Raw genomic sequence first — 26,772 nt, 5'->3', positions numbered from 1 at the left:
GCAAACGTAGGTCGGGTCAGGCGCAGCCGCCGCCACCCGGCAAGGGTTTTAAGACGGGAGGTAAGGCTCCTTCACATAATCCGCCAGCAGGTACACCCTATCGTGCAGTAATCCCCTCAACGCGATGTTCATCTCCTGCGGCAGGGTGTTTCCCAATATTGCCTGTGGCAGCGCCTGCGCATAGTGAACCGGCATAAGCGTGTCCTGCCAGCCGTCCGGCATGCACGACGGCGCGGCGTCACGAGCAATGCGTTGCTGGAGAAATCGTCGCGAGAGAAAGAAGAAAGTGCGGACAGAATCGTCATATGAAAGCCTTCGGAGAGATGAGAAATGAATCACAAGGAGCAAACCTGCAGGTCGCTTCGGTACCGCCTTGTATTTTCAGGTTCTCACGCCCGGCTGCGGATATTGCCGCAACGCGGGCACTTTACGTTGGGATAGAAACGAATAACAGGATAAATCACGTATTACAGAGGGTGACTTGTGGGATTGCGAGGCGGCTTCCAGATTTGTGCCGGGTGTCGGCTACGCCTTACCCGGCCGATAAAATCCCCGAAAGTGGGCCGGGTAAGCGCAGCGCCACCCGGCTAGCTGCCTGTGCGCTGAAGTAAAGTATTCGCGACCGTATAAACCTCTTCAATCAGCACGCTGTTATTCTGCGTGACCGAGGGCGCCCCGCTTTGCGCCTGCATCATCGCGTCGTCAATCAGCGCCCGAAGCTCTTTTGAAGAGCGGGCGCAACGGCTCGCCAGATTGCGTGACTCGACGGCAAAAACACCCTCTTCGTTGTGCAGCGAGTAGCTATAGGCACGGCTCGCCAGCTGCACCAGCGCGCCGCTACAGTCGGCGATCTGCAGCGCGGCATCATGCAGGGCGTTCATCGCCTGAACCACGCCGGTGGTGCTTTCACTCAGCATGGCGAGGAGATTACCGTTCGCTTCAGGTACCCGCAGCAGACGCTCATTTTCCTCAGCAATCGCGCTGGCTGCCCGCGCAATCATGCTTACCTGCTCGCCAATCTCCTGCATCAGCGGCGGCAACGGCGCACCCTGCTCGGTTTTCAGCTGTGACGGCAGCTCTTCGTTGAGTCGGGAAAGGTGGAGGTTCAGACTGCGCAGCAGCGTCAAGGTGGAGACCAGCAGCAAGGCCGCCAGCGGCCACGGCTTATGCAGGAGTATGCCAGGGCGTTCGCCCATCCGACGGGTGGGAACATCAATGGCCACAAGCCACGATGTCTCAGCGACAGGCGTCACCACCAGCGTGTGCTCGCCGCTGGCGCTGCGAAAACGGGTATGCCGTAACCCTCCGCCCGGCTGGGCCAGCAGCCCACGCAGTGGAACCGCCATCGGCAGGCTGGCATCGTTAAGAGATTGCACCGTCGGCGCACCAGCGGCATCACCGATGATGCGCCCGGTGTTATCCACCATCCAGGCGCGGCCGCCAAGGCGCTCGCCGATCTCTTTGACCAGTGAATTGAAGAACTGACGGCTGGAGCCCGTCTCTTCGCCGGGATCGGTATCGCCCGGCGCACTTTTATCCAGCGCAAAGCTTTTCAGGGTGACCACACTTTCGGTCACTGAGCGCTGCTGCGCTTCAACCCTGTCGAGCTGTTCACGTAACTGGGTTGCCAGAGCATCAACCTGCGTACGCAGACGCTGCCCCTCGGTACGAATAAACCAGGGCATGACCCCAGCCTGCACCAGAATCACCAGGGTAATAAAAATAACGACTAAAATAACGATAAAAACCATGACAACAGCCCTGTTCTTTTAACGGCAGCACAACGCTACCTCTACAGGGCTATTTTATTATGCAGGCGTCAGTAAATATGCTCTTCAAACCGTTGATAACCGCACACTTGTGTTACTCCTCCACAAAAACAATTTTGCGCACATTATCCCAGCGTTTCACCAGCCAGCCGTCAAGACTACACAGCGTGCCGCCCCAGGTCAGGGGAAGCAGACAGAGCACGATATACAGCGTCTCGGGCAGATAAAAGAGCCAGCTCAACCAGGCAATCAAATTAAGCCCGTGCGGAATGGTATAAATACCAATAGTTGCCAACGCCACGGTGCTGATCATCATCAGTACCAGCGCGCTAACGCGGCTGAATAACCCGAGCGTCAACAGCAGCCCCATGCTGCATTCCAGAAAAGAGACGATGACCGCCATTACGTCCGGGAAAGGGATCCCCGCGTCGTGCAGGGTATCCACCATCAGCAGCTGGTTTTCCGTTACGAATAATTTATTAAACCCGGCGGTAAAGAAAAATATTCCGACGACCAGACGACAGATAAATACGGGAAACATGGCGGGCAGATCGGACGTTTGCATAAAACGCTTAACAGATACCATCGGTCATCCTTGTAAAGAAAATAAAATACTGTGTAATAAATTCAATATCCTGTCTTTACTCAGTATAAATTTGCTGACCTCATTCGCAACCGCCCCGGCCCCATTCCCAACACAATTAATAAATATATACAGATTAAAAATTATTAATTTGAAATAATAACGGCGTCTCATTATCAACGCTACGGATGCCCCACCTCCGCCATCACAACTGCAAGTGATTGGTTTTAATATAATTAAAGTAAAACACTCCTAAGCATTACTTTTTACAGGGTTAATAAAAGCCCGATTAATAACCTTAATCCTGTTAAGGCTGTTATTAGGTAGTGGTTGCAAAAATATGACGTAAGACATAAAAAGCATGTCGCTCTGGCCTTCGGCTAGCAATACCGTGCATTCATTACTATTAATTACACTAGCCAGAAGCGATGTCCATTACACCAGAAGAATCAAATAACTATGCTAAACCCTATCGCGATTGGAACGTCACTAACGCTGGATGTACAGACCCGAGAACTTACCCGGACGGATACGCAAGAGACCGTTACCCTCCCCCAGAGCGCGTGCCTGTGTCTCGCCGCACTGGCCGAGGCGCAGGGTGAGGTCCTTTCCCAGGAACAACTCATGGAGATCGGCTGGCGTAGCGCCGGGGTAGAAGTCACGGACAACAGCGTACGGGTGATGATCACCAAACTGCGCCGCGCGTTTACTCAACTGAACCTGCAGGAAGCCATCACGCTCATCGCCGTGACGCGCAGCGGCTATCGCCTGCTGGTGCGGGAGGCGAGCAGCGAACTGCCACAAGCGGAACCCCTGCCCCTGGAGGATGAACCGATACAGGCCGATACACCAGAAGCACCACCGGCTGTTACGCACCTTCCTGCCCGCGCCCGCAATGCGCTCAGGCAAAAGATCGGTGTCACTCTGGCGGGCGTACTCGTTGGGCTGGCGATTGCGCTGCTCCTGCGCGGGATGTTCGACTTTACCCCGCAGCCGGTTCACTTTGTGCGCTGGAACGGGCCCGGCGTGCCGCCCGGCACACAGGTGATGGTTCAGCAGGATAAACAGTCGCAGCAAGCGCTGATTGAATCCACGCTGCAAACCTATACCCGTCACGTGCTGGACCGCCGTCCCAACGAAAAACCGGCCGCCGTGCTGTACGTCACCACCGGCTCTGAAAAAATGAGCCAGTTCCAGGGGCTTATTGCCTGCCAACAACCCTTTAAGGATTCAGGGAATGACTGCGAATCGTTCTATTTTCGCCTTTATTAAATCCCCGCTTACCCTGCTGTTTGTGGGCGGGATGGTCGCCGGGCTGGGCGGTATGGCGCTGTACGGGTTTAAAACCACCGCGTACGCCTCGCAGTGTATTGCCCCCACCTCCTACTACGTGATAGAGGACGACAACAACGCGACGCTGGCACGGGGTATCTACCGCTCCTATCGCGACGGTCTGTTCAGCGGGCATACCACCTATATCGGCACTATCAGCCACTTCAGGGACGGCAAGCGCGACGGACTTCCCAAAGCGGTGAACCGTGAAGTGCGTTACGACGTAGACGTGTCGGGCAAACGGATCCATCTGACCGTCACCAGCCAGCACCGCAAGCTCGGTGGCCAGACCGCGGATAAAGACGTGACCGACTATATCTTCCCGCAGATTAAACCGGGTGAAGTGGCCACCAGCACCGTGTATCTGCTGGACGATAAAGTGCTGGCCTCCGGCACGGAAACCGTCGCCCGTATCGCCTGCATGAACTGAGGGTTACACCAGCGCCTGAATCAGGCCGGCAAGGGTATCAAACCCGGTGGCCATCAGGCGCTCATAGAACGGGGCCAGCGTTTCGGCAATCAGGAACAGCGCCAGCATGCCGAAGGTGAGCGTCAGCGGGAAACCAATCACGAAGATGGAGAGCTGTGGCGTCAGGCGGTTTAACAGTCCGAGGATAAAGTTGATGCACAGCAGCAGGGCGATAATCGGCAGTCCCAGCATCAACCCCTGGCTGAAGATGAGCCCCGCGTGGGTGACCAGGTACATAAACCCGCCCGCATGCAGCGGCGTGGCGTCAACCGGCAGCGTCTGGAAGGTCTCCGCCAGCAGCGCCAGCAGCCAGAGATGGCCGTTAAAGGCGAGGAACAGCAGCGTCACCAGCAGGTTGAGAAAACGCGAGATCACCGGGCTGTTGCCAGCCCCGGGGTCGAAGAAGGTGGCGAACGACAGCCCCATCTGCATACCGATGATCTCACCGGCCATGCGCACAGCGGCAAACAGCAATTGCAGCGTCAGCCCCATCGCCGCGCCGATAATCACCTGTTTGGCCAGCACCCAGACGCCTTCCCAGGAGTAAAGCCCCACCTGCGCGTCGGACAGCGTGCCGCCGAGCAGGATCGCCGTCAGCAGCGCCAGGCACGCGCGCAGCCGGGCGTTGATCGCCTTCTCGCCAAACACAGGGGCAACGTGCAGCAGCGCGGCAATGCGCACCATAATGAAAAAATAGTGACTGACCAGCCCGTAAAGCTGGTCGAGAGGAAGTCCGAAGGCCATCAGCCGATCACGTAGGGAATGCTGGCGAACACCGCACGGGTGTATTCAATAAAGATTTTCATCATCCACGGGCCAAGCGCCACCGCGACGCCGACAATCATCAGGATTTTTGGGATGAAGGTCATGGTCATTTCGTTGACCTGGGTGGCGGCCTGCAAAATGCTGATGATAAGACCGGTGACCAGCGCGGCCACCAGCAGCGGGCCTGATACCATCAGTCCCACCTTGATCGCCTGCATGCCAATCACCATTACGCTTTCCGGGGTCATGGGTCTCTCCTAACTGTAAAAGCTCTGGGCCAGCGAACCCACCAGCAGCTGCCAGCCGTCGACCAGCACAAACAGCATCAGCTTGAACGGCAGCGCAATGGTGGTCGGCGGGACCATCATCATCCCCAGCGCCATCAGGATACTGGCGACCACCAGGTCGATAATCAGGAACGGAATAAAGATGGTGAAGCCAATCTGGAAGGCGGTTTTCAGCTCGCTGGTGATAAACGCCGGCACCAGAATGCTGAGCGGCACTTCTTCCGGCGAGGCGATATCCGGCGTCTTCGCGATACGGGCGAACATCGCCAGATCGCTTTCGCGTGTCTGGTCGAGCATGAACGCACGCAGCGGTTTCACCCCTTCGGTGAGCGCCACCTCCATGGTGATTTTATTTTCCTGCAGCGGCTGCCAGGCTTTTTCGTAGATCTGGCTGAACACCGGCGACATCACAAAGAAGGTCAAAAACAGCGACAGCCCCACCAGCACCTGGTTGGGTGGCGCGGTGGGTGTGCCGAGCGCGTTACGCATTAACCCCAGCACAATGATGATGCGGGTAAACCCGGTCATCATCAGCAGTACGGCAGGGATAAAGGTAAAGCCGCTCAGCAGCAGCAGGGTTTGTACCGGCAGCGTCCAGCCCCCTTCCCCGGAAGGCTGGCCGAGGGTGATGTCAGCGTTGGCCGCCAGCGCACCGGCGGCAGGCAGCATCAGGGCGATCGCCAGCAGCAGACGAAGGCTCACTGCTCACCTCCCGGACGGTATTTCTGGCGCAGCTTTTCCAGCATCAGCGGAAAGGTCGCCGCCGGCGCGGTGGTCTGCGGGGCGTTTTCCGGGCGCGGCTGGGTGGCGAGGCAGGTAATCTGCGAGGCGGTAACGCCCAGCACCAGACGCTGTTCGCCCACGTCAACCAGCACCAGGCGCTCGCGCGGCCCCAGCGACTGGGTCGCCACCAGGGTCATGTTGCCCTGAGCGTCGTTCAGCCGACGCGCCAGCCCGCTGCGGCGGGCGGCCCAGGCCATCACCACCATCAGCAGGATAATCAACGCCAGCGCGCCGCTGACCGTCATCAGCACCGAGCCAGTGGCAGGAAGGGAGTCAGTGGCGTTCATCAGCGGCTCAGACGGTGCATACGCTCAGACGGGGTGATGATATCCGTAATACGGATGCCGAACTTATCGGAGACCACCACCACTTCACCCTGCGCAATCAGGTAACCATTGATCAGAATATCCAGCGGTTCCCCCGCCAGCCCGTCCAGCGATACCACCGAGCCCTGGCTTAAACGCAGCAGCTCCTTGATGGTCATTTTGGTGCGTCCCAGCTCCACGGTCATTTTTACCGGAATATCCAGGATCAGGTTCATCTCGTCAGAAAATTGCGGTGCAGCCATGGTGTCGGTAATTCCCGCCGCGTGCTGTTCGGTCATCGCCTCACCCCACAGATTATCAATGGACTGATCGTCAGAACCCGATGAGGTGTTCATATCGCTCATGGGGAAATTACTCCTTGTTTAATGAAAGTAATGAAGGCTGAATCATCTGCTCGACCTTCAGGGCATATTGATTGTTCACGGCACCGTATTTGGCCGTGAAGACCGGTACGCCACCGACGCTGGCCTCGATAAACTCCTGCTTATCAAGCGCGATGATGTCGCCTTTTTTCATCTGCATGACGCTGGAAAGCCGGGTGCCGATATCGGCGAACCGTGCCGTGAGCTCCAGCTCGGTTTCCCGCATCTGGCTTGCCAGCAGGCCGCGCCAGTGGGAGTCCTCATGGCGTGAGTTGTCCATCGGCGGGTTACTCAGCAACTCGCGCAGCGGCTCGATGGTGCTGAAGGGAATACAGATATTAAACTCCCCGCGATGCGAGCCGATCTCCACCGAAAACGGCGTGGTGACCACCACGTCATTCGGCGATGAGGTGATATTGGTGAACTTCACCTGGATTTCAGAGCGGATGTACTCCGTTTTGATTTTATAGATCGAACTCCAGGCAAATTCGTACGCCTCGCGCGCCATCGACAGCATGCGGTGGATCACGCGCTGTTCAGTGGGCGTAAACTCACGGCCGTCGGCCTTGGTCGGGAAACGACCGTCGCCGCCAAACAGGTTATCCACGGCCATAAACACCAGCCCCGGCGAGAACGCCATCAGCGAGGTGCCGCGCAGCGGGTTAAGGTGCAGCAGGTTCAGGTTTGTCGGCACCGGCAGGTTGCGGGCAAACTCGTGATACGGCTGGATCTTAATGTTCCCAGCGGTAATGTCCGGGCTACGGCGCAGCAGGTTAAACAGCCCCATACGGAACTGACGGGCAAAACGCTCGTTAATAATTTCCAGCGAATGCAGACGTTCGCGAATGACCCGGCGCTGGGTATGCGGATCGTAGGGTTTGATCCCCGGGTCTGCCCCATTGTTTTGACGATCGCTGTTGCTCTCCACATCGGCATTGAGCAAACGGTCGATCTCATCCTGAGATAAAAAGCTGTCAGCCATAATAATTACCGCAGAATAAATTCGTTAATAAGCACGTCAGTGACGCGAATGGACTGGTTAAATGCCAGCGGTTTATCGAGCTCACTCTGAATATTGGTAATCAGGCGACGCTTTCCTTCATCCGTCGATAACTCGTCATAGGTCTGGTGAGTAAGCAACATAAATAAGCGGCTGCGATATTCCGGCAAATATTTTTCCAGCACCGCCAGTGATTTCTGTTCTGCCACGCGAATGGACAAGCCCAGATACAATACCCGATCCGATTCGTTCGCCGTCGGCTTCAGGCTCACGGTAAAGGTATTCATTGAAGCGTACAGCGGCTCAACCTGTACCGGCGCCGGTGTTGCCTGCACTTCCCCTTGCGCAACCTCTGCTGCCGGTTTCGCAAATTTCATTTCCCAGAACAGGTAGCCGGAAAATCCGCACGCCGCAACGGCAGTCAAAAACATGAACGTCATCAGAAGCGAGCGAGACCCTCCGCCGCTGGCGACCTTTTTATTTTTATTACTCATTGAACGTACACCTGATAAATAAGAGAGGGCAGCGGACTACCCTCGGGTCAATATGGCGGACATTGTAGTCCATATCATCATCCTGATAATCAGGTGATAAAATTTCATTCCTGAAGCTAATTCGCCACTTCAGGCAAAGGTATTTATTCCGTATATATTTCCGGGGGTGGTGGTTAATAAGGTCGGCACGATCTCCTCTTCCATCAACGGCTCTTCCCCTTCCTGCGCGCCGTGCTCGTCACCCGATGCGTTCTGGCCCTGCTCACCGGCGGCAAACTGCTGCCCTTCCGCGCTCACGTTTGCCTGGCCGAGCTGAATACCGGATTCCGCCATCGCGGCACGCAGCTGCGGCATGGCCTGCTCCATGACGTGACGAATATGCGCATGTTCGCTGACGATATGGATCTGCGCCTGATCCTGCTGCATACGCAGGGAGATCTGCAGCGACCCCAGCTCTTCCGGGTGCAGGCGGATCTCCGCGCTGTGCAGCCCGTTACGGCTAAAGATAGCGATATGCTGGCTGACTGACTGCTTCCACTCCGGCGTTTCCGGCGGATGGTTGACGGTGACAACCTGCTGCGGTGCATGCGCCACACTGGTGCGTACGGCGGCCGGCAGCGCCACGGCGCTCACCGATGAGCTCGCAGGCACGTCTGCCGTGATTATCGCCTCACTGCTCACCGCTGCGGGCTGCGCCGTCAGCGGTGCGGCATTTGCCGCTGGCGTGTTCCCGGCGGCGGCCATCAGGGGAGACACCGTTTTGCCTTCTCGCGCCGGGGTTTGGCCACTCACTATGCCCTCTGCAGGTTTAACCGGCTCTGCTCCGGTGACGCTGCGGGTCACCAGCTGTTGCAGTTGCCACTGCGGGCTCTCTTTACCCTCACCGTCGGTGAGTGAAACCCCGTTCAGGGCCTCTGCCAGCCCCGGCGGCGCGGCGAGCAGCATACCGTCGGCATCCGTTACCGGTGCGTCGTCGGCAAGCTGTTGCGGCAGTAAATCTGCGGACAACCCCGCCAGTGCGGATTGCGGCAGTGCTACCAGCGCCTGGGGGTCAAGCTCCGGGAAAAGCTGCGCCAGTTCCGCCAGCTTGTCATCCAGCGCCAGGCTGAAGCCTTCGTCTGCGAGCAACCCGGTCTTCGGTTTGCCCTGCACTCCGCCGCCCAGTAGCAGGGCGGCAATATCAATGTTCATAGCCTTTCTCTCTTTTGTCCGGCACGCTGAGCAAATTCATCCATCAGCTTTTGTTCATGTCGGCTCTGAACCACGGCCTGCGCCGTCGCCCGGCGTTCAATCAGGGTTTCAAACGCGTTCAGGCGCTGCTTGTTCTGCACCCAATTCTGCTTCACCTCGTCTACCGCCTTTTCGCAGGCGTTAACGTGGCCTTCCTGCTGCTTCACCACCTGTTTCAGCGACAAAATAAACGACTGGTGATTCACCAGATCTGCCACTGACATACCGCCGCCCATCATTCCCTGACGCAGGGACTGCTGGTACTCCTGCTCATAGTGCTGCAGCTGTTCGTGCTGGGTCATCGCCTGCTGGAGCTGCTGCTGCGCCCCACCCAGCGCGCGGGTGGTCTCGGTCAGCGTCTCCTGCGCCATATCGCGCAGCAGCGTCATGGGGTTTTTCACGTTCATCGCGCCTCCGGATTAGTCCTTGATGTCCGGGAAGAGCCCGGTCAGAGCGCGAACGGCGTCGTCATAGCCGCTGCGCTCGTGGATTGCCTGATGGAGGAACGCCTCCAGCGACGGGTATTTGTCGATAGCCTGATCCAGCATCGCGTCGCTCCCTTTGACGTACGCCCCCACGCTGACCAGATCGCGGTTGCGCTGATACGCGGAAAGCAGCTGTTTAAAACGCTGCACCTTGCGGTACTGGGCATGCGGGATAAGCTCGGTCATGGCGCGGCTGATCGAAGCTTCAATATCGATCGCCGGATAGTGCCCCGCCTCAGCAAGACGACGCGACAGCACGATATGGCCGTCGAGGATCGCCCGCGCGGAATCGGCAATCGGATCCTGCTGATCGTCCCCTTCGGTCAGTACGGTATAAAACGCGGTGATTGAGCCGCCCCCCTTCACGCCGTTACCGGTGCGCTCGACCAGCGCAGGCAGACGGGCAAAGACCGACGGCGGATAGCCTTTGGTCGCGGGCGGTTCGCCAATCGCCAGGGCCACTTCACGCTGCGCCATGGCGTAACGGGTCAGGGAGTCCATGATCAGCAGCACGTTGAGGCCGCGCTCGCGAAAATCTTCCGCGATGCGCGTCGCGTAAACGGCCCCCTGCATACGTAAAATCGGCGAGACGTCGGCCGGGGCGGCGACAACCACTGCACGCGCCAGCCCCTGCTCGCCGAGGATATTCTCGATAAAATCTTTTACCTCGCGGCCACGCTCGCCAATCAGCCCCACCACGATGACATCAGCGGTAGTGAAGCGGGCCATCATGCCGAGCAGCACGCTTTTGCCGACGCCGGAACCGGCGAACAGGCCCATACGCTGCCCGCGCCCTACCGTCAGCAGGCCGTTGATGGCCCGCACACCGACGTCGAGCACGTTTTTAATCGGATCGCGGTGCAGCGGGTTAAGCGTCGGGGTAAACAGCCCCGCCGCCGGTTTCCCCGGCGCAGGTCGGCCATCCAGCGGACGGCCCTGGGCATCCAGCACGCGACCCAGCAGGTGCGGGCCAACGGGCAGTTGCTTACCCGCGTGGTTGTCACTTTGCAGGGCGTAAATGCGCGCCCCCGGCAGAATGCCGTCGACATGCTCCAGCGGCATCAGGAACAGCGTCTGGCCGTTAAAGCCCACCACTTCGCTCTCAACCGGGATAATCCCCTGTTCCGTCTGGCGCTCAACGATGCACAGGGCACCGATTGGCAGCTTCAGCCCCACAGCTTCCATCACCAGCCCGGTGGCGCGCGTCAGCTTGCCGTACTGGCGAAAATCGGGCACCTGGGTGAGTTTCTCCTCCACCCGGTCGAGGGCCGATAGCCATGTTTTTAACTGCTGGCTCATTGCGAGAGCTCCTCGCGCGCCAGCTGACAGAGTGCCTGCCAGCGGGTTTCCATGCTGGCATCCACCTCCACATCCGGGGAAACTATCCGGCAGCCCCCGGCGGCCAGGCTCGCGTCGCGGTGAAGCTCCCAGCCCATCGCGGTGAGCGTTTCACCCAGCGCCGCCTGCACCGCCGCAAATGCGTCCGGGCTGACATACAGCTGGATGGTGCCGTGCAGCAGCGCGTCCTGCTGCATCAGGCTGCGGATCTGCGTGACCAGAGCATGGTTATCTGCCACACGAGACGAACCGTAGAGTTGCTGCACCGCTGTCAGGGACAGCTGCACCAGACGCGCGGGGATCAGCCCTTCGAGGTTTTCCAGCGCCAGCTTAAAGTTGCTGACCCACGTTTCTGCCTCGCGCAGCTTCGCCTGCTGCTCCACACGCGCCTGCTCCACGCCCTGGGCATACCCGGCGTCGCGGCCCTCTTTCAGCCCGGCCTCATAACCCTGTTTGCGGCCCTCTTCCTGGCCCTGCTGCTGCCCCTGGGCAAACCCCTGCTGTTCCGCCTGCTTGCGCAGACGTGCCAGCTCGGCTTTCAGCTGCGCCTCAGACTGGGTGTTATCCAGCGTGGGTAGCGGGGTGTCCTGCGGCTCACCCAGCAGGTTTTCAGGCTGCCAGGCGCGCCATCCTGTGGCGTTATGTTCATCAAACGTAGGCATCGTCGCTGCCTCCAATCAGGATCTCGCCGGACTCGGCCAGACGACGCACCACGTTGAGGATGGTCTTCTGTTCGGCTTCCACCTGCGACAGACGCACCGGGCCACGGGAGGCCAGATCGTCGGTCATCAGCTCGGCCTGACGGCGCGACATATTGCGGAAGAACTTCATGCGCAGTGGCTCGTCGGCCCCTTTCAGTGCGATGATCAGCGTTTCGCTCTCGATCTCCTGCAACAGGCGCTGGATGCTGCGGTCTTCCACATCCACCAGATTTTCGAACAGGAACATCTCGTCGATGATCTTCTGCGCCAGCTCGCCGTCGAACTCGCGTACCGCCTCGATGGCCGCCTCTTCCTGCTGAGATTTCATCAGATTGAGGATCTCGGCCGCCGGACGGACGCCGCCCATTTTGCTGCGCTTGAGGTTCTGACCGTGCAGCAGGTTGTTGAGCACTTCCGTCAGCTCCTGCAGCGCGGCAGGCTGTACCCCGCCGAAGGTGGCAATACGCAGCATGATGTCGTTACGCTCACGATCGTCGAATTTACCCAGCACGTCCGCCGCCTGGTTACGCTTAAGGTGGACCAGGATGGTGGCGATGATCTGCGGATGCTCTTCGCGGATAAGGTCGAACACCGCCTGCGGATCCATAAAGTTGAGCGTTTCGATGCCGTTGGTGCCCTGGTGGGTATCCAGCAGATCTTCCAGCAGCGAGGAAGCGCGCTCTTCGCCCAGCGCCTTGACCAGCACGCTGCGCAGATAATCGTTGGTGTTGAGGCTCAGCGCCGCATATTCGCTGGAGTCTTTCTTAAACTCCTCCAGCACCATGGCCATCTGGTCGTGGGTGAAGCCCGCCATGTTGACCATGGAGCCACTGATCTGCTTCACCTCGTGGGCGTTGAGGTGCTTGAACACCTCCGCCGCCAGGACATCTCCCAGCGTCAGCATGACGATGGCGCTTTTTTCTGAGGCATTCATTATTTCGGCTCCTTACTCATCCACTGGCGGATCACGAGGGCAATAACGCGCGGCTCCTGCTCTGCCAGCTCACGCAGCTGTTGACCATTGAGTTCCGTATCCACCCGCTGCTGGGCGCGGTCGCGGTTGCTTTTCTCCGCGGCACGTTTTTTCGCGGCAATCTCTTCTTCCCGCGCCTCTTTTTCCATCTCCAGACGGCGCAGGGTGGTCTCCTGGTGGCGAACCCAGGCAGGCTGAACCAGCTTGCGCCACATGACCCAGGCGATAATGGCGATGACCAGATAGCGGGCGATAGCCATCAGCAACGCGTAGAAGCGATCCTGCTCCCAGAACGGCGGAACCGGCTCTTCCACCACGCCGTTAAAGGCGGAGTTGAGGATGTTGACGCTGTCGCCACGGCTGGCGTTATAGCCAATCGCCTCTTTGACCAGCGCGTTAATGCGGGTCAGTTCGGCCTCGCTAATCGGCCCCGGTTTGCCCTCTTCCCCCTGCGGCAGATGGTTTATCACCACCGCCACGGACAAACGCTGAATGCGCCCCACGCTGGATTTGGTGTGCGTAAGGGTGCGATCCACCTCAAAGTTGGTGGTCTCGTCACTGCGGTTGTTGTACGGCTGCGCCGTCTCACGGCTGGCGTTGTTGCCGGTGGTTTTCTCTTTCTTATCATCCACTGGCGTGTTCAGCGGCTGGGTGATGGGCGCGGTCGCCGGTGCGGGAGGCGTGTTGCTCAGCGCGCCCGGTACGCCGCTGGCACCACGACGGTTACCCTGCTCGGCCAGGCTGGCCTGACGACTGCGGATCGCCATTTTTTCAGGGTCGCTGTTCGGCTGATACTGCTCCTGCGTCTGCTCCTGCTCGGTGAAATCAATCTGCGCGGTCACCTGGGCGCGGATGTTTTCATCCCCCACCAGCGGGGCCAGAATGCGCTGGATGCGCTGCTGGTAGTCGCTCTCGATTTCATTGGTGTATTTCAGGTGCGCGGTCTGCAGGCCGCGCAGGCCGCTTTGGGTCAGGAGGTTGCCGCGCTGATCGACAATGGTCACGCTCTCTGCGGCCAGCCCGGTCACCGCGCTGGAGATAAGATGGGTGATCGCCACCACCTGGCTGTCGTCCAGGGTGCGGCCCTGCAGCAGGTTAACGGTGACGGACGCAGTCGGTTTTTTCTGTTCGCGGACAAACATCGACGGTTTTGGCGTGGCCAGATGCACGCGCGCGCTCTGGATCGGGCCGAGATTTTCAATGGTACGCGCCAGCTCGCCTTCCAGGGCGCGCTGGTAGTTCACCTGCTCGGTGAACTGGCTGACGCCAAATTTCTCCTGATCGAGCAGTTCAAAGCCCACGCCGCCGCCTTTCGGCAGCCCCTGCTGGGCCAGCTTCATGCGCACCTCATGCACCTGCGATGCCGGGACCATGATCACGCCACCCGGCGTGTCGATGCGGTAAGGGACATTGAGCTGCGACAGCTGCGCCACGATGGCGCCGCCTTCTTCATCACTGATATTACTGAACAGCACCCGGTAATCCGGCTCCTTTGCCCAGAACATTAACGCGATGATGACGGAAAGCGCCGCAGCGCCGCAAATCACCAGCAAAAGCTTCGGGCTGCCGCGAAGTGAGGACAGCATCGATTTAATTCGCTCTGCCGGATTGTTGGTTAACTCATTTAGTGTGGCACTCATGCCGTATTCCTGTATGAAATAGCACGCATCCGCGATGCGCGTCAGCTCACGAAATTCGCGAGAGTGATGTCGACGATTTCAAAAATATAAGAATTTTTCAGGCGGGCATTATCGTCTGAAAGGCATTTTTTTTAAGGATAAATAAGCTCAAAGTTCTGTCGGCTTATTGGATTTTCTGAGGTTTTTAAACGCGTGTTAAGCTGTCGACGTTTAAAAGATGTGCAACAAACCGCCGTTTTTATCTTAATTACCAGGAATAAAAAGAATGTCAGCGACATTAATGCGTGGCGTACTCGATCAAATTCAAACCCAGGCGCAGCAGGTCAGCGGCCCGTCTCACCGACTGCACACTTCGCGCGGCGAGGCCCCTGCCTTTTCTGACGTTTTATTTAACAGCATTAACGAAATAAATAAAACCCAGGTTGAGGCAAAGAGCAAAACACAGCAATGGATGTCTGGAAGTAGCGATATTGCCCTGAATGACGTGATGCTGGCGATGCAGAAATCGTCTATTTCATTCAGCTTTGGTATGCAGGCACGAAATAAGATGATTAGCGCCTATCAGGAAATAATGAATACGCCGGTTTAAGGTCTGATCCCCTTCTATGAGTGAAATTAACAGCACGCCTGCACGCTTATCCCTGAATACGCTTTCACTGACTGACAGCGAATTACAGCGTGTCGGGAAATTAATCTATAAGCGCGCCGGCATTGTCGTTAACGCGCAAAAGCGAGAGATGATTTTTAATCGTCTCTCCCGTCGCGTGCGCACGCTGGGGCTGGCCTCGTTCAGCGAGTATATCGCCCTGCTTGAGTCGCACTCTGAGCATCCGGAATGGCAGAACTTTATCAACGCGCTGACCACCAACCTGACCTCCTTTTTCCGCGAAGCGTATCACTTCCCGATCCTCGCGGAACATGCGCGCCAGCGCGCTAACGGCTACCGCGTCTGGTGTACTGCCGCCTCAACAGGGGAAGAGCCCTGCTCTATCGCCATGACGCTCAATGAGCAGTTGGGCGCGTCGGTGGCCGGACCGCGCATCTGGGCGTCGGATATCGACACCGAGGTGCTGGCTAAGGCCGAAGCGGGCGTCTACCGGTTGAGCGATCTGGACTCGCTGACGCTGGCGCAAAAGCGTCACTATTTTCTGCGCGGGGCGGGCGACAACAGCGAGTGGGTGAAAGCCCGACGGGAACTGCTGTCGGCCATTCACTACCAGCAGCTGAATTTACTCGATGAAAAGTGGTCCGTTCCCGGGCCGTTCGACGCCATTTTCTGCCGTAACGTGATGATTTATTTCGACGCGCCGACGCAGCAGCGTCTGTTGCAGCGTTTTGCGCGTCTGCTTAAGCCGGGTGGCCTGCTGTTTGTCGGCCATTCGGAACATTTTAACCACACACATATTCCGCTGCGCCTGCGGGGGCAGTCGGTGTATGAACTGACGGAGGCCACACGGTGAAGGCGATTCGTGTGCTGGCGGTCGATGATTCCGCCCTGATGCGCAACATGCTCAGCGCGGTGGTCAATCAGCAGCCGGATATGGAAATGGTCGGCACGGCGCCGGACGCGTTTATTGCGCGCGAGCTGATTAAACAGCTTAACCCGGACGTGCTGACGCTGGATATCGACATGCCGCGAATGGACGGGCTGGAGTTTCTCTCCCGCCTGATGCGCCTGCGCCCGATGCCGGTGATTATGGTCTCCTCCCTGACCACCCGGGGGTCGAAAGCCACTATGACCGCGCTGGAGCACGGTGCGGTGGATTTTTTGCCCAAGCCGGAGCACCGCGGCGCCGAGAACATCGACAGCTGGAGCCAGCTGGTGGTGGAGAAGATCCGCGTCGCGGCTCGCGCGAGGCTGGCACAGCATAACCCCGACGTCAGACCGATCCTCGCCGGTATTCCCGTGCGCCAGCAAAGCATCATCGCCATCGGCGCGTCTACGGGCGGCACGGAGGCGCTGCGCCGGGTGCTGATGCCGCTGCCGGTCAGCACACCGGGGATTGTGATCGCCCAGCACATGCCTGCCGGTTTCACCTACTCCTTCGCCCAGCGGCTTGACTCGCTGTGCCAGATTGCCGTGCGGGAGGCGCAGGATGGCGAACCGGTGCGCCCGGGAACCGCCCTGATTGCCCCGGGCGATCGCCACATGGAGATCCTCTGCCAGGACAATGGCTACCGGGTCAGGCTCAGCGATGCCCCGCCGGTGAACCGCCATCGCCCGTCGGTGGATGTGCTGTTTGACTCCGTGGCGCGTCAGGCCAGCAAACACGCCACCGCCGCCCTGCTGACCGGCATGGGCGCGGACGGCGCGCGCGGTCTGCTGCACCTGCGCCAGACCGGCGCCTTTACCCTCGCGCAGAGCGAAGCCACCTGCGTGGTGTTCGGCATGCCGCGTGAGGCGATTGCGCTGGGCGCGGCGAAAAAGGTCGTCGATCTCGACGATATCAGCCAGTGCTTACTGGACAGTTTTCATAAACATAAATTATCCAAAACCGACTCACGTTCAGGAGATCTCCCCCATGTCGGATAAAAATTTGCGTTTTCTGGTGGTAGATGACTTCGCCACCATGCGACGCATCGTACGAAACCTGCTGCAGGATCTGGGCTACAAGCACATTGACGAGGCCGAAGACGGCCAGGACGCGCTCAACAAGCTGCGCACCAGCGACTTCGATTTCGTCGTCAGCGACTGGAATATGCCCAATATCGACGGTCTGGAGCTGCTGAAAACCATCCGCAGCGATGCGGCGATGGCAAAACTGCCGGTCCTGATGGTGACTGCAGAAGCGAAGAAAGAGAACATCATCGCGGCCGCTCAGGCGGGGGCCAATGGTTACATCGTTAAGCCGTTTACCGCTGCCACGCTGGAAGAAAAGCTCGGCAAAATCTTTGAAAAACTCGGGTAACCCTTATGAACTCCCCGTTAAACATGCAGGCGGATAACGCCACAGAGATTTTTGTTCGCATTGGACAGCTGACCCGTCTGCTGCGCGACAGCATGGCTAACCTCGGTCTGGAACAGGCGATTATGGAAGTCGCGGACGCGTTTCCGAACACCCGTGACCGCCTGAACTACGTGGTGGGTAAGACCTCCCAGGCCGCCGACCGGGCGCTGACCAGCGTCGAGGTGGCGCGCCCGCTGCAGGAAGGGCTGAGCGATAACGCCAGCGCACTGAGCGCGCGCTGGGACGCCTGGTTTGAAAACCCGCAGCCGCTGGAGGATGCCCGCGAGCTGGTCAAAGCCACCCGCGCCTTCCTGCACGACGTGCCGGAGAAGACCCAGCAGACCAACCGCCAGCTGACCGAAATCATGATGGCGCAGGATTTCCAGGATCTCACCGGTCAGGTGCTGCAAAGCCTGATGCACGTGATTGAGACCGTCGAGAAAGAGCTTATCAGCGTGCTGGTGGAAAACATGAACGAACGCGACGCCAGCGCCGCCGCCGGTGACGCGCATCTGAAGAACGGTCCGCAGATCGATACCCGCGCCGAAGGCATTGTGGCGTCTCAGGAGCAGGTGGACGATCTGCTGGAGTCACTCGGCTTCTAATCCCGCCGGGCGAATGTCATGTCAGAACAAAACGACAGCGAAAAAACAGAAGACCCCACACCCCACCGAAAGCAAAAAGCGCGCGAAGAGGGACAGGTTCCCCGCTCGCGCGAGCTGACGAGCGTCCTGATGCTGCTGGCAGGCTGGGGATTGCTGCTGGTGGCGGGCGGCTGGCTGGCGAAACAGCTGCAGCATCTGCTGCATAACGGCTTAACGTTTGACCGGCTGTTAGTCAGCGACCCGCAGCAGATGCTGCATCACGCCGGAGCGCTGCTGGGTATCGCCTTTCTGGCCCTGCTGCCGTTTGTGGGCGGGCTGTTTTTGACTGCCGTCGCCACGCCGTCGCTGATTGGCGGCCTGAATATGAGCGCCAAAGCCCTCAAATTTAACGTCAAAAAGCTCAATCCGATCAGCGGCATCAAACGCCTGTTTTCCGGGCAGATGGTATCGGAGATGGTGAAGAGCATTCTGAAGGTGATGCTGGCGGGCATCGGCGGCGGGCTGTTTTTGTGGTTCAACAAAGGGAAATTTATCAGCCTGATGTATGAACCGCTGCGCCTGGCACTGGGGGATATCAGCGCCCTGCTGATGGGCTGCATGCTGGTCATTATTTTATCGCTGATCCCGATGGTGGCGTTCGACGTGGTTTACCAGCTCTGGAGCAACTTCAAGAAGCTGCGCATGAGCCTGAAGGAAATCAAAGACGAATTCAAAAATCAGGAAGGCGACCCGCTGATTAAAAGCAAGGTTCGCCAGTTGCAGCGTCAGATGGCGCAGCAGCGAATGATGACCGACGTCCCCACCGCTGACGTGGTGGTGAATAACCCGACCCACTATTCGGTCGCCCTGAAGTACCAGGAAGGTGCCATGGGCGCGCCGATGGTGGTTGCCAGCGGTAGCGGGCTGATTGCCCTGCGCATCCGTGAACTGGCCGAAGAGAACCGGGTCCCTATGCTTGAGGCGCCGCCGCTGGCGCGCGCCCTGTATCGCCATTGTGACCCCGGCACACCGGTTCCCGCCGAGCTGTATAGCGCGGTGGCGGAGGTGCTGGCCTGGGTTTATGGCCTTAAGCGCTGGCGTAAGGGCTATGGCTTACGTCCGCTGACACCTAAAGATCTTCCCGTTCCGGCGGGGATGGATTTTGCACAAGAGAGTAGAGAGTGATGGCCAATATCGCCACCAAATTACGATTACCCAACATGAAGGAGACCCAGTGGCAGGTGCTGGCCGGGCCGGTACTGATCATGACCATCCTCGCGATGATGATCCTGCCGCTGCCGACCTTTGTGCTGGACCTGCTGTTTACCTTCAATATCGTGCTGTCGATCATGATCCTGCTGGTCGCCATGTTTACCCAGAATACGCTGGAGTTTTCGGCGTTCCCGACGGTGCTGCTGTTCTCCACCCTGCTTCGTCTGGCGCTGAACGTCGCCTCAACGCGCGTGATCCTGATGAACGGCCATACCGGCTCGGAAGCGGCGGGCCAGGTGGTAGAAGCCTTCGGCCACTTTCTGGTGGGCGGTAATTTCGCCATTGGTATCATCGTGTTCATCATTCTGATCATCATTAACTTTATGGTGATCACCAAGGGTGCGGGACGAATTGCGGAAGTGGGCGCGCGTTTTTCTCTCGACGGGATGCCGGGCAAGCAGATGGCGATTGACGCCGATCTCAATGCCGGACTGATCGGCGAAGAAGAAGCCAAGCGCCGCCGTAAAGAGGTGACGCAGGAGGCCGACTTCTACGGTTCGATGGACGGTGCGAGTAAGTTTGTGCGTGGCGATGCCATCGCCGGGCTGCTGATTATGGCGATCAACATTATTGGTGGTCTGGTGATTGGCGTGATGCAGCACGACATGTCCGTGGGAGTGGCCGGTGAAACCTATACCCTGCTGACCATCGGTGATGGTCTGGTGGCGCAGATCCCGGGTCTGGTGATCTCCACTGCGGCCGGTGTGGTCGTGACCCGCGTGGCGAACGATCAGGATGTGGGCGAGCAGATGGTGGGCCAGCTGTTTACCTCTCCGCGCGTGATTGTGCTGGCGGCGGGCGTGATTGGTCTGCTGGGGCTGATCCCCGGCATGCCGAACTTCGTCTTCCTGCTGTTTACCGCCACGCTGCTGGGCGTCGCCTGGTGGCTGCGCGGCCGCGAAGGTGAAGCGAAAAAAACGGGTGGAGCGCAGGCTGACGCCGACGCGGCGGAAGCCGAGGTGGCGCAGGTGCACGAAGCCACCTGGTCTGACGTACAAATGGAAGATACCCTGGGTCTGGAAGTGGGCTATCGCCTGATCCCGATGGTGGATCACGAGCAACAGGGCCAGTTGCTGACCCGCGTGCGCGGCATCCGCAAGAAGTTTGCCCAGCAGATGGGCTTCCTCCCGCCTGCCGTGCATATTCGTGACAACCTGGATCTGGCGCCGACGCACTATCGTATTCTGCTTAAAGGGGTCAACATTGGTTCGGGTGAAGTGCAGCCGGATCGCTGGATGGCAATCAACCCCGGCTGCGCCGAGGGCGAAGTTCCCGGCACGCCGTGCACCGAACCCACCTTTGGTCTGCCAGCCCTGTGGATCGATGAAGTCCACCGCGAACTGGCGCAGACGCTGGGCTACACGGTGGTGGATCCGAGTTCGGTGGTGGCAACGCACCTCAACCATCTGATCACCACCCATACCGAGGAGCTGTTTGGTCGCCAGGAGGCGCAGCAGTTGCTCGACCAGATCACCAAACATTCACCGAAACTGGTGGAAGATTTGATCCCAGCGGTCATCAGCCTGACCACGCTGCATAAGGTGCTGCAGAATCTGCTGGCCGAGCGCGTGCCGATCCGTGATATGCGCACCATCATCGATACGCTGGCGGAGTTTGCCACCGCCCAGAGCGATGCCGATGAGCTGACCACCCGCGTGCGGGCGCGTCTTTCCCGGGCAATCACCCAGCAGTGGTTCCCGGGCGAGGACGATATTCAACTGATTGGGCTGGATCTCTCCCTGGAGCAGCTGTTGATTCAGGCGACCCAGAGCGGCAGCGCGATTGAGCCGGGGATAGCTGAAAACCTGATGAAGCAGACCGAACAGGCGCTGCAGCACCAGGAAGGTTTAGGCGCGCCGCCGGTGCTGCTGGTGAACCCGGCCCTGCGTCTGATGCTGTCGCGCTACCTGCGCCGCATCTTCCCGCAGCTGGCGGTCCTTTCCAGCCAGGAGATCAACACCCAGCGCAACGTGCGGATGACGTATCTGATTGGAGGTAAAGGATGAGGAGAGCAGGACTTGCGCTGCTGCTGGTTTCACCACTGGCGATGGCGGCGGACGGTTCATGGAGCGCCAGCAGCTTCGGCGGCACGATGACCCGGGGACAGGTGGTACTGAAAAGCAAACCGGTGCAAAGCCCCTCTCCCCTGCCCGCAGGCGCCGTCGCTTCTCGCGTACACTGGAAGATTCAGACGAACGGCCTGACCCCAGCCGGGTTTCGCATTCGCCTGTGCAGCGCCACCCGCTGCCTGACGCTGCCCGGCTTTGCCGGGGAGCTGCCCCTGCCTGCCGGGATGCCGGCAGGCGGGCCGTTTCGTTTTGAGTATTATTCCGTGGCGGGAGGTCGCCTCGACACACCGCTGACCGTGCTGAAAAATCAGGTCACGGTGAGTTATCGCAACCGGGGTTAAGCGTATCACCCACGTTACCGTCGGTGATGCGCCTGACTCATTTTTTACGTTCAGCTTTAAAGAGTGCAACTTTCCCTTCAACGGTGATCTCCACATCATGAAAATAACGGGAGAGGAGAGAGGCTAACGCCTCTGCGCTGTCGGTTCGGTTACAAAAGATGCCTTTTTTATTATAAATGTCCATCAGTTTTCGCCCGAACATATTGTGACCCGCATCGTCACCCAGAATAGTCGCGCCAAATAAACGCCCTTCTTTTGTTAATGCTGCACTGGCATGGGCAATCACCTCAGCTTTATCGTGCATTTCGCCGGGCAGGCAATGGAGCAGATAAAACATCGACACGGAGTCAAATTGCTCTCGCAAATGCGGTGGATAAGGATTGAATACGTCATGCAATATGGACTCCTTTACTCTTCCTCTGCCCACACGTGCATTCGCCGCCTCCAGACTTGAAATATTCAAATCCATAAGCGAGATAGTGCAGAAACCTGGCGTAAACGTCAGATAATATCCGGTGCCGACTCCCACATCGAGGTGGTTATTTTTCATGTTATTTCTGAAATGAGGAATCAGATGTCGCTCGGTAGCGCATTTCCAGGCATAGCGATTGGAAACGCGCAGTACCCACCAGTCATAGAGTTTCAGGGAAAGTGGGTTATAGGCTTTTATTCCGTCACGTGTTTTTGTACTCATAAGCTCTCCTGCGCGAGCGGTGCAGTAAAAAGGCCACATTATGTGGCCTTTTATTTAGAAGAAGAAAGTAAATTGCGCGACACCGCCTATCGTGCGGTCACGACCGGTAATAGCGGTTAAGTCAAACTGCATGGCGTCACCGGCTGAAAGCCCCACCCCGCCCGTGACGACGCGGCGGTCGTTACCACGCATATCAAGGCGATAACCCGCCCGCAACTGGATCCAGTCTGCCGTGCGCCATTCAGCACCAAACGCCGCGTACTGATTTTTGTCGACATACTGGAAATGGCTGACCGGCGTCAGATCAATATCGGCACCTAACGTCACTGGCCCCGTTTGCCATGCGGTACCGGCGGTAACCTGCGGACGAATAACAAAAGCAGGCTGATAGCCGTTCACCTCACGGGTTTTCACGCGGTTTTCAAACAGGTTTTGCGCCGACAGCGCCACCATCCAGCCCGGTGTCGGTGAGGCAAAGAAACCGGCGTCGATATTGGCACTCATGGTTTGATGTTGCCAGTTACCATCGCGCAGATCGGAGGAGTCATAGTTGTTAATGGCGACGTTGTAATTCCACGTTTCGATACGCTGGATCTTCGGCGTGATCCCCACGCCCATCGACATATCGCCCACGGTAAACGGATGCGCAATCGACACGCCGTATTCCGTCACCAGTGCGGCCATGCCTTCGGCGCGAGAGGTTAATTTATCCAGATCGTCTTTCACGGGAATAATTGACCCGTTGGCAACCCCTTCCAGATAGTCCAGATCGCTCTGGCTCACTAACGCGCGCGCATTGCCTTTGGCCCAGGTGTTTATGGATAACGCAATGGGAAGTGAATCATCAGGCACAGCAAGCACCATCGCCAGCCCGACATTTGCGTAGGCATTTTCCCCGTAGAGGCCTGACACAATATCGCCCAGCTTGCCTGCGGCTTCAGCTTCTGTACCGGTGCCCAGGGCGCTTTCCAGCGTATCCCAGGCTGATTTGACGTCATCAAAACCATCAATCAGGTTTGCCGAATCGCTGACCTGCACACCGATGGAGGGGGCAATCAGGGTGATAGTGTCCTGTGAGCGCGAGGTTGCAAGTAGTGCCGGGTTCACTAACGGTGCCGCACCAAAATGTGCTGACGCCACGCCGGTGCCACCCATTGCAGTGCTGCGCGCATCAAAGCCGTTATAAGACGCCGAGGCAAAAGGGGTTGCAACGCTAAAACCTGCCAGTAACAGGCTGCGCAAAATAATATTTTTTTTCATTTTATTCCCAGAGTAATATTGAGCGGTGTGTCAGGGTGCTCATTGCGTGTGATATAAATTGCTCTTTATCATGCTAGCAAAAAGTTCATTCTGTTTATTTGGCGATAACCTCAAAGACATTTCCGCTATTGATGACTTTATTCATCAGGATTTTTTATTTCCCGCCCCATTCCCTGAAATGCTTACAATTATGATCGTTTATTAACGTTATAAACGATTGCCTGTAATAAACAGACTGCGATAATAGTTTCTCAACTTATCTTTGCGGGAGAATAACCGTGCGCTATTTCGCCGTTGTGGTTTCATCAATTTTAATGTGTGGTTCATCGCTGGCCACCTCCGTGAACGCCGCAACCCTTCCTGAGCTGGCAGAGGCATTAAACACGCGATTCGAGGTGATGAAGGATGTGGCAGGTTATAAGGCGGCGAACCACCTTCCCATTGAGGATCTCCCTCGGGAAAAAAATGTTCTCCTGAAAGCACAGGACGCTGCCCGTGACGTCATGCTGGATCCGCAGAGTATTGATGCGTTTATCCAGACACAGATGGCTGTCAGTAAAAATATCCAGTATCGCTATCTTGATCGCTGGCGTTTGCAGCCTGAAAAAGCCTGGCAACCCCGTCCCCTGACAGAAGTGAGAGCACAAATTCTTGAACTCGATAGCACCATTCTGAACCTGATTAGCCGTCAAATCCTGACCGGTGGCGGATTTGGTGAAGAGCAGGACCGCACGCTGTCCGGGTTGCTGAGCGATAAGCAGATCTCAGCGCTGGAGAAAGCACAGCTGATTGACGCGCTCGGGAAGATTAAGCGTCGATAGCTGTCCTGGGGCCCCGTTCGGCCATGTTTTCTGCCAGGGATGTTCTCAATGGGATTCTTGTCACTGAAAGGAAACGGGATAAGTGTTTGAATAATGGCAGAGAGGCTGGCCTCTTCTGCCATTCCGACATCTCTACGTTTTGTAGTTGCCTTCATGCCGGGTTCTTTGGCATGTTAACCTAACCTGACCTTTCCATTTTGTTCACGTGACGAGTTTGCGAGCACAGCGATGATTAAGTGGCCCTGGAAATCAAATGACGCTGGTCAACATGTGGCGCTGCCGTGGGATGACGCGCTGGCGATCCCCGTGCTGGCCAACCTCCAGCCGGATGAACAGTCAAAGCTGATTCAACTGGCAGATCGCTTTTTGCAGCAAAAGCGGCTGGTCCCGCTGCAGGGGTTTGAGCTGGATGCACATAAAAGTGCACGTATCGCCCTGCTGTTCTGCCTGCCGGTGCTCGAACTGGGTATCGAGTGGCTGGATGGTTTCCACGAAGTGCTGATCTACCCCGCGCCGTTTATCGTTGATGACGAGTGGGAAGATGATATTGGTCTGGTGCATAACCAGCGCGTGGTGCAGTCCGGGCAAAGCTGGCAGCAAGGACCCATTATCCTCAACTGGCTGGATATTCAGGACTCATTCGATGCCTCTGGCTTTAACCTGATCGTTCACGAAGTGGCGCATAAGCTTGATACCCGCAACGGCGATCGCGCCAGCGGTGTGCCGCTGATCCCGTTGCGTGAAGTCGCCGGTTGGGAGCACGACCTGCATGCGGCGATGGAAAACATCCAGGATGAGATTGACCTTGTCGGGGAAAGCGCGGCCAGCATTGATGCCTACGCGGCAACCGATCCGGCCGAGTGTTTTGCGGTGCTGTCAGAGTATTTCTTCAGCGCCCCGGAGCTGTTCGCCCCGCGTTTCCCGGCCCTGTGGCAACGTTTTTGTCATTTTTATCAGCAGGATCCCTTGCAGCGTTTGCGGCAAAGTGAGGAGTCCGGCAGCCACGCCTCCCGCCAGGTCCACTAAGGCCTTCCGACAGGGGGACGCTCAACCGACCGTACCCCTAAGCTCAGGGCTAGAAACAGCAGCGCCATCGCCCAGGCGGCCACGATTAAAAACGTTTCACCGAACATGCGCGTCACCAGCGGCACCAGCAACGCGCTGAGGCCGTAGCCCAGGGTATGGCTGGTGGCGATCACCCCCGCCCCTTTGCCTGTCGTTAACCTGTCGTTCAGCAGCAGCTGATATCCGGGCGTTGCCATCGCCGCTCCCAGCGAGGTGATGACGATCCCCACATAGAACAGCACCACATCCGCGAGACACATCACCCCAAGCCCGACCACCATCAACACCGCGGCCAAGCAAAGTAACGTCATCGGGCGAAAGTGCTGCGGACGCACCACCAGAAACTGGGCAGCGAGCGTTGCCAGCGCGGCCAGGCTCAGCAGCAGCGCAACGTGATGGCTGATTTGCGCCGCATTGCCGTCCAGCAACGGACTGAGATGGGGTGACAGACCAAGCTGCATCAGGCTCACCAGCGCGGCAAGCAGCAGCGCCAGCATAAGATAAGGCAGCATTGATACCTGCAGCCGCGTCGCCTGCTGCGCCACTGGCGGTAAAGGCGGATCGGCCACTTCACGTAGCACCATCAGCAGGGCAATCAAGGGCGCTATCGCCATCAGCCACAGCGGTGCCACCGGATTAACGCTGAGCATCAGTGCAGCCAGCGGCGGCCCCAGCAGACGCCCGCAGCTGAGGCCCGAGCTTATCGTCGCCAGCGCGGCCATTCTTTTCTCCAGACCCGCACGCTGAATGGCCCATGTCTGGGCCGCCGGCACCAGACCGGAGACCGTCAGGCCGTACAGGGTGCGCGAGAGGATAAGCCCTGCCAGCCCCCAGGCGGCATTGAGCATCCCGTTCGCCATTGCCCAGACCACCAGCGCCATGACGAAGAAACTTGCCAGATAGCCGCTCAGCGAGGCCAGCATCACGCTTTTACAGCCGTGCCGCTCGCTCTGGCGTCCCCACCAGGGCGAAGCCGGTAAAAAGAGCATCGAACCGAACATCAACAGCCCTGCCCAAACGGAGAGCGATAGCCCGGTCATCGTAACCAGCTGCGGCAGCATGACCAGCAAACCGTTTTGCCCGATCCCCAGTAAACCGGCACACAACGCCAGAGGCCAGTTCGCTTTCGGGGTGAGATTGTCGGTCAGGGTGTCGGAAAGTGAGCGCATAGAATTGTGAAC

At 58.1% G+C, this 26,772-nt stretch carries 31 protein-coding genes; 12 read left to right on the top strand and 19 right to left on the bottom strand.

Annotated features, from left to right (window positions below; genetic code table 11):
* Positions 1-48: 48 nt before the first annotated feature.
* The 3 genes from NQ842_RS09355 to NQ842_RS09345 all read right to left on the bottom strand — a co-directional run bounded on the left by NQ842_RS09355 (position 49) and on the right by NQ842_RS09345 (position 2,355).
* The gene (locus tag NQ842_RS09355; RefSeq protein WP_182447881.1) at positions 49-195 is read right to left on the bottom strand and encodes a hypothetical protein; all 147 of its coding nucleotides are present in this window, start codon (positions 193-195) and stop codon (positions 49-51) included.
* A gap of 392 nt (positions 196-587) precedes the next feature.
* The gene (locus tag NQ842_RS09350; protein ID WP_118282891.1) at positions 588-1,751 is read right to left on the bottom strand and encodes a methyl-accepting chemotaxis protein; all 1,164 of its coding nucleotides are present in this window, start codon (positions 1,749-1,751) and stop codon (positions 588-590) included.
* A 112-nt stretch (positions 1,752-1,863) separates the two neighbouring features.
* On the bottom strand, positions 1,864-2,355 hold the full coding sequence (locus NQ842_RS09345; protein ID WP_063412770.1) for a DoxX family protein: 492 nt from the start codon (positions 2,353-2,355) through the stop codon (positions 1,864-1,866).
* Between the two features lie 456 nt (positions 2,356-2,811).
* Here NQ842_RS09345 and NQ842_RS09340 point away from each other — a divergent pair, with 456 nt between their 5' ends.
* Together NQ842_RS09340 and NQ842_RS09335 are read left to right on the top strand one after the other, a co-directional pair.
* Positions 2,812-3,624 carry a transcriptional regulator gene (locus NQ842_RS09340; RefSeq protein ID WP_118282892.1) on the top strand — a complete coding sequence of 271 codons (813 nt, stop codon included), beginning with the start codon at positions 2,812-2,814 and terminating at the stop codon, positions 3,622-3,624.
* Positions 3,590-4,114, top strand: a complete 525-nt coding sequence (locus NQ842_RS09335; RefSeq protein ID WP_014832534.1) for a hypothetical protein — start codon at positions 3,590-3,592, stop codon at positions 4,112-4,114. The genes NQ842_RS09340 and NQ842_RS09335 overlap by 35 nt, the downstream gene beginning before the upstream one ends.
* 3 nt (positions 4,115-4,117) lie before the next feature.
* On the opposite strand, the gene fliR is transcribed toward NQ842_RS09335, so the two are convergent.
* The 13 genes from fliR to fliF all read right to left on the bottom strand — a co-directional run bounded on the left by fliR (position 4,118) and on the right by fliF (position 14,537).
* Entirely contained in the window at positions 4,118-4,897 is a 780-nt protein-coding gene (gene fliR, locus NQ842_RS09330; RefSeq protein ID WP_257256775.1) for a flagellar biosynthetic protein FliR, read from the bottom strand.
* Positions 4,897-5,166, bottom strand: a complete 270-nt coding sequence (fliQ, locus tag NQ842_RS09325; protein ID WP_014832536.1) for a flagellar biosynthesis protein FliQ — start codon at positions 5,164-5,166, stop codon at positions 4,897-4,899. The genes fliR and fliQ overlap by 1 nt, the downstream gene beginning before the upstream one ends.
* A 9-nt stretch (positions 5,167-5,175) precedes the next feature.
* Positions 5,176-5,874, bottom strand: coding sequence for a flagellar type III secretion system pore protein FliP (fliP, locus tag NQ842_RS09320; RefSeq protein ID WP_063412776.1), 699 nt, complete (start codon positions 5,872-5,874; stop codon positions 5,176-5,178).
* Positions 5,875-5,903: 29 nt separating this feature from the next.
* Complete coding sequence (fliO, locus tag NQ842_RS09315; RefSeq protein WP_063412766.1) at positions 5,904-6,275, bottom strand: flagellar biosynthetic protein FliO; 372 nt, start codon at positions 6,273-6,275, stop codon at positions 5,904-5,906.
* Entirely contained in the window at positions 6,275-6,658 is a 384-nt protein-coding gene (gene fliN / locus NQ842_RS09310; protein ID WP_014832539.1) for a flagellar motor switch protein FliN, read from the bottom strand. Before fliN ends, fliO begins: the two co-directional genes overlap by 1 nt.
* 7 nt (positions 6,659-6,665) lie before the next feature.
* Positions 6,666-7,658, bottom strand: a complete 993-nt coding sequence (gene fliM, locus NQ842_RS09305) for a flagellar motor switch protein FliM (RefSeq protein ID WP_257256774.1) — start codon at positions 7,656-7,658, stop codon at positions 6,666-6,668.
* A 5-nt stretch (positions 7,659-7,663) separates the two neighbouring features.
* Entirely contained in the window at positions 7,664-8,170 is a 507-nt protein-coding gene (locus tag NQ842_RS09300; protein ID WP_257256773.1) for a flagellar basal body-associated FliL family protein, read from the bottom strand.
* Between the two features lie 129 nt (positions 8,171-8,299).
* Positions 8,300-9,361, bottom strand: a complete 1,062-nt coding sequence (locus NQ842_RS09295) for a flagellar hook-length control protein FliK (RefSeq protein ID WP_257256772.1) — start codon at positions 9,359-9,361, stop codon at positions 8,300-8,302.
* Positions 9,358-9,807, bottom strand: coding sequence for a flagellar export protein FliJ (gene fliJ / locus NQ842_RS09290; protein WP_046888404.1), 450 nt, complete (start codon positions 9,805-9,807; stop codon positions 9,358-9,360). Before fliJ ends, NQ842_RS09295 begins: the two co-directional genes overlap by 4 nt.
* Before the next feature lie 12 nt (positions 9,808-9,819).
* A complete protein-coding gene (fliI, locus tag NQ842_RS09285) occupies positions 9,820-11,184 on the bottom strand; it encodes a flagellar protein export ATPase FliI (RefSeq protein ID WP_083021039.1) in 1,365 nt (454 codons plus the stop codon).
* The gene (locus tag NQ842_RS09280; protein ID WP_257256771.1) at positions 11,181-11,885 is read right to left on the bottom strand and encodes a flagellar assembly protein FliH; all 705 of its coding nucleotides are present in this window, start codon (positions 11,883-11,885) and stop codon (positions 11,181-11,183) included. Before NQ842_RS09280 ends, fliI begins: the two co-directional genes overlap by 4 nt.
* Positions 11,872-12,858 (bottom strand): flagellar motor switch protein FliG, encoded by a 987-nt coding sequence (fliG, locus tag NQ842_RS09275; protein WP_257256770.1) that lies wholly within the window; start codon positions 12,856-12,858, stop codon positions 11,872-11,874. The genes NQ842_RS09280 and fliG overlap by 14 nt, the downstream gene beginning before the upstream one ends.
* Positions 12,858-14,537, bottom strand: coding sequence for a flagellar basal-body MS-ring/collar protein FliF (fliF, locus tag NQ842_RS09270; RefSeq protein ID WP_050860224.1), 1,680 nt, complete (start codon positions 14,535-14,537; stop codon positions 12,858-12,860). Before fliF ends, fliG begins: the two co-directional genes overlap by 1 nt.
* A gap of 265 nt (positions 14,538-14,802) precedes the next feature.
* On the opposite strand from fliF, the gene fliE reads away from it, so the two are divergent.
* From fliE to NQ842_RS09230, 8 genes are read left to right on the top strand one after another with little or no spacing between them, the layout of a single operon-like run.
* A complete protein-coding gene (fliE, locus tag NQ842_RS09265; RefSeq protein ID WP_046888399.1) occupies positions 14,803-15,126 on the top strand; it encodes a flagellar hook-basal body complex protein FliE in 324 nt (107 codons plus the stop codon).
* 16 nt (positions 15,127-15,142) lie between these two features.
* Positions 15,143-15,997, top strand: coding sequence for a CheR family methyltransferase (locus NQ842_RS09260; RefSeq protein WP_248059796.1), 855 nt, complete (start codon positions 15,143-15,145; stop codon positions 15,995-15,997).
* Positions 15,994-17,070, top strand: coding sequence for a chemotaxis response regulator protein-glutamate methylesterase (locus tag NQ842_RS09255; RefSeq protein WP_014832550.1), 1,077 nt, complete (start codon positions 15,994-15,996; stop codon positions 17,068-17,070). Before NQ842_RS09260 ends, NQ842_RS09255 begins: the two co-directional genes overlap by 4 nt.
* Positions 17,060-17,446: a chemotaxis response regulator CheY gene (cheY, locus tag NQ842_RS09250; RefSeq protein ID WP_050860226.1), complete on the top strand. Its 387-nt coding sequence runs from the start codon at positions 17,060-17,062 to the stop codon at positions 17,444-17,446. The genes NQ842_RS09255 and cheY overlap by 11 nt, the downstream gene beginning before the upstream one ends.
* Positions 17,447-17,451: 5 nt before the next feature.
* Positions 17,452-18,090 carry a protein phosphatase CheZ gene (cheZ, locus tag NQ842_RS09245; protein ID WP_257256769.1) on the top strand — a complete coding sequence of 213 codons (639 nt, stop codon included), beginning with the start codon at positions 17,452-17,454 and terminating at the stop codon, positions 18,088-18,090.
* An 18-nt stretch (positions 18,091-18,108) separates the two neighbouring features.
* On the top strand, positions 18,109-19,254 hold the full coding sequence (gene flhB, locus NQ842_RS09240) for a flagellar biosynthesis protein FlhB (protein WP_014832553.1): 1,146 nt from the start codon (positions 18,109-18,111) through the stop codon (positions 19,252-19,254).
* Positions 19,254-21,347, top strand: coding sequence for a flagellar biosynthesis protein FlhA (gene flhA / locus NQ842_RS09235; RefSeq protein WP_083021035.1), 2,094 nt, complete (start codon positions 19,254-19,256; stop codon positions 21,345-21,347). The genes flhB and flhA overlap by 1 nt, the downstream gene beginning before the upstream one ends.
* Positions 21,344-21,751: a flagellar protein FlhE gene (locus tag NQ842_RS09230; RefSeq protein WP_014832555.1), complete on the top strand. Its 408-nt coding sequence runs from the start codon at positions 21,344-21,346 to the stop codon at positions 21,749-21,751. The genes flhA and NQ842_RS09230 overlap by 4 nt, the downstream gene beginning before the upstream one ends.
* Positions 21,752-21,788: 37 nt before the next feature.
* Here the strand turns inward: NQ842_RS09230 and NQ842_RS09225 are convergent, their stop codons facing one another.
* Entirely contained in the window at positions 21,789-22,445 is a 657-nt protein-coding gene (locus tag NQ842_RS09225) for a class I SAM-dependent methyltransferase (protein ID WP_257256768.1), read from the bottom strand.
* Positions 22,446-22,499: 54 nt separating this feature from the next.
* Positions 22,500-23,705 carry a conjugal transfer protein TraF gene (gene traF / locus NQ842_RS09220; RefSeq protein WP_257256767.1) on the bottom strand — a complete coding sequence of 402 codons (1,206 nt, stop codon included), beginning with the start codon at positions 23,703-23,705 and terminating at the stop codon, positions 22,500-22,502.
* A gap of 278 nt (positions 23,706-23,983) precedes the next feature.
* On the opposite strand from traF, the gene NQ842_RS09215 reads away from it, so the two are divergent.
* Entirely contained in the window at positions 23,984-24,526 is a 543-nt protein-coding gene (locus NQ842_RS09215; protein WP_014832558.1) for a chorismate mutase, read from the top strand.
* A 228-nt stretch (positions 24,527-24,754) separates the two neighbouring features.
* Complete coding sequence (mtfA, locus tag NQ842_RS09210; RefSeq protein ID WP_046888392.1) at positions 24,755-25,552, top strand: DgsA anti-repressor MtfA; 798 nt, start codon at positions 24,755-24,757, stop codon at positions 25,550-25,552.
* On the opposite strand, the gene NQ842_RS09205 is transcribed toward mtfA, so the two are convergent.
* On the bottom strand, positions 25,549-26,760 hold the full coding sequence (locus tag NQ842_RS09205; RefSeq protein WP_192544489.1) for an MFS transporter: 1,212 nt from the start codon (positions 26,758-26,760) through the stop codon (positions 25,549-25,551). The two genes, mtfA and NQ842_RS09205, sit on opposite strands and share 4 nt — an antisense overlap.
* Between the last annotated feature and the right edge of the window lie 12 nt (positions 26,761-26,772).

Origin of the sequence: Enterobacter cloacae complex sp. R_G8 (genome assembly GCF_024599795.1) — a bacterium.
Classification (GTDB): domain Bacteria; phylum Pseudomonadota; class Gammaproteobacteria; order Enterobacterales; family Enterobacteriaceae; genus Enterobacter; species Enterobacter dissolvens.
Note: the sequence above shows the minus strand (reverse complement) of the source record. Positions and strands in the feature narration are given on the sequence as shown.

Bases quoted from the DNA above. Each gene is read 5' to 3' on its own strand.
- NQ842_RS09355 (WP_182447881.1), bottom strand. From the start codon at position 195: ATGCCGGTTCACTATGCGCAGGCGCTGCCACAGGCAATATTGGGAAAC.
- NQ842_RS09300 (WP_257256773.1), bottom strand. From the start codon at position 8,170: ATGAGTAATAAAAATAAAAAGGTCGCCAGCGGCGGAGGGTCTCGCTCG.
- NQ842_RS09230 (WP_014832555.1), top strand. From the start codon at position 21,344: ATGAGGAGAGCAGGACTTGCGCTGCTGCTGGTTTCACCACTGGCGATG.
- mtfA (WP_046888392.1), top strand. From the start codon at position 24,755: ATGATTAAGTGGCCCTGGAAATCAAATGACGCTGGTCAACATGTGGCG.
- cheY (WP_050860226.1), top strand. From the start codon at position 17,060: ATGTCGGATAAAAATTTGCGTTTTCTGGTGGTAGATGACTTCGCCACC.
- NQ842_RS09350 (WP_118282891.1), bottom strand. From the start codon at position 1,751: ATGGTTTTTATCGTTATTTTAGTCGTTATTTTTATTACCCTGGTGATT.
- fliI (WP_083021039.1), bottom strand. From the start codon at position 11,184: ATGAGCCAGCAGTTAAAAACATGGCTATCGGCCCTCGACCGGGTGGAG.
- fliF (WP_050860224.1), bottom strand. From the start codon at position 14,537: ATGAGTGCCACACTAAATGAGTTAACCAACAATCCGGCAGAGCGAATT.
- NQ842_RS09335 (WP_014832534.1), top strand. From the start codon at position 3,590: ATGACTGCGAATCGTTCTATTTTCGCCTTTATTAAATCCCCGCTTACC.
- fliJ (WP_046888404.1), bottom strand. From the start codon at position 9,807: ATGAACGTGAAAAACCCCATGACGCTGCTGCGCGATATGGCGCAGGAG.
- NQ842_RS09225 (WP_257256768.1), bottom strand. From the start codon at position 22,445: ATGAGTACAAAAACACGTGACGGAATAAAAGCCTATAACCCACTTTCC.
- traF (WP_257256767.1), bottom strand. From the start codon at position 23,705: ATGAAAAAAAATATTATTTTGCGCAGCCTGTTACTGGCAGGTTTTAGC.
- fliP (WP_063412776.1), bottom strand. From the start codon at position 5,874: ATGCTGCCTGCCGCCGGTGCGCTGGCGGCCAACGCTGACATCACCCTC.
- fliR (WP_257256775.1), bottom strand. From the start codon at position 4,897: ATGGCCTTCGGACTTCCTCTCGACCAGCTTTACGGGCTGGTCAGTCAC.
- flhA (WP_083021035.1), top strand. From the start codon at position 19,254: ATGGCCAATATCGCCACCAAATTACGATTACCCAACATGAAGGAGACC.
- fliG (WP_257256770.1), bottom strand. From the start codon at position 12,858: ATGAATGCCTCAGAAAAAAGCGCCATCGTCATGCTGACGCTGGGAGAT.
- NQ842_RS09205 (WP_192544489.1), bottom strand. From the start codon at position 26,760: ATGCGCTCACTTTCCGACACCCTGACCGACAATCTCACCCCGAAAGCG.
- cheZ (WP_257256769.1), top strand. From the start codon at position 17,452: ATGAACTCCCCGTTAAACATGCAGGCGGATAACGCCACAGAGATTTTT.
- NQ842_RS09340 (WP_118282892.1), top strand. From the start codon at position 2,812: ATGCTAAACCCTATCGCGATTGGAACGTCACTAACGCTGGATGTACAG.
- NQ842_RS09345 (WP_063412770.1), bottom strand. From the start codon at position 2,355: ATGGTATCTGTTAAGCGTTTTATGCAAACGTCCGATCTGCCCGCCATG.
- NQ842_RS09295 (WP_257256772.1), bottom strand. From the start codon at position 9,361: ATGAACATTGATATTGCCGCCCTGCTACTGGGCGGCGGAGTGCAGGGC.
- fliM (WP_257256774.1), bottom strand. From the start codon at position 7,658: ATGGCTGACAGCTTTTTATCTCAGGATGAGATCGACCGTTTGCTCAAT.
- fliE (WP_046888399.1), top strand. From the start codon at position 14,803: ATGTCAGCGACATTAATGCGTGGCGTACTCGATCAAATTCAAACCCAG.
- fliQ (WP_014832536.1), bottom strand. From the start codon at position 5,166: ATGACCCCGGAAAGCGTAATGGTGATTGGCATGCAGGCGATCAAGGTG.
- fliO (WP_063412766.1), bottom strand. From the start codon at position 6,275: ATGAACGCCACTGACTCCCTTCCTGCCACTGGCTCGGTGCTGATGACG.
- NQ842_RS09260 (WP_248059796.1), top strand. From the start codon at position 15,143: ATGAGTGAAATTAACAGCACGCCTGCACGCTTATCCCTGAATACGCTT.
- NQ842_RS09280 (WP_257256771.1), bottom strand. From the start codon at position 11,885: ATGCCTACGTTTGATGAACATAACGCCACAGGATGGCGCGCCTGGCAG.
- fliN (WP_014832539.1), bottom strand. From the start codon at position 6,658: ATGAGCGATATGAACACCTCATCGGGTTCTGACGATCAGTCCATTGAT.
- flhB (WP_014832553.1), top strand. From the start codon at position 18,109: ATGTCAGAACAAAACGACAGCGAAAAAACAGAAGACCCCACACCCCAC.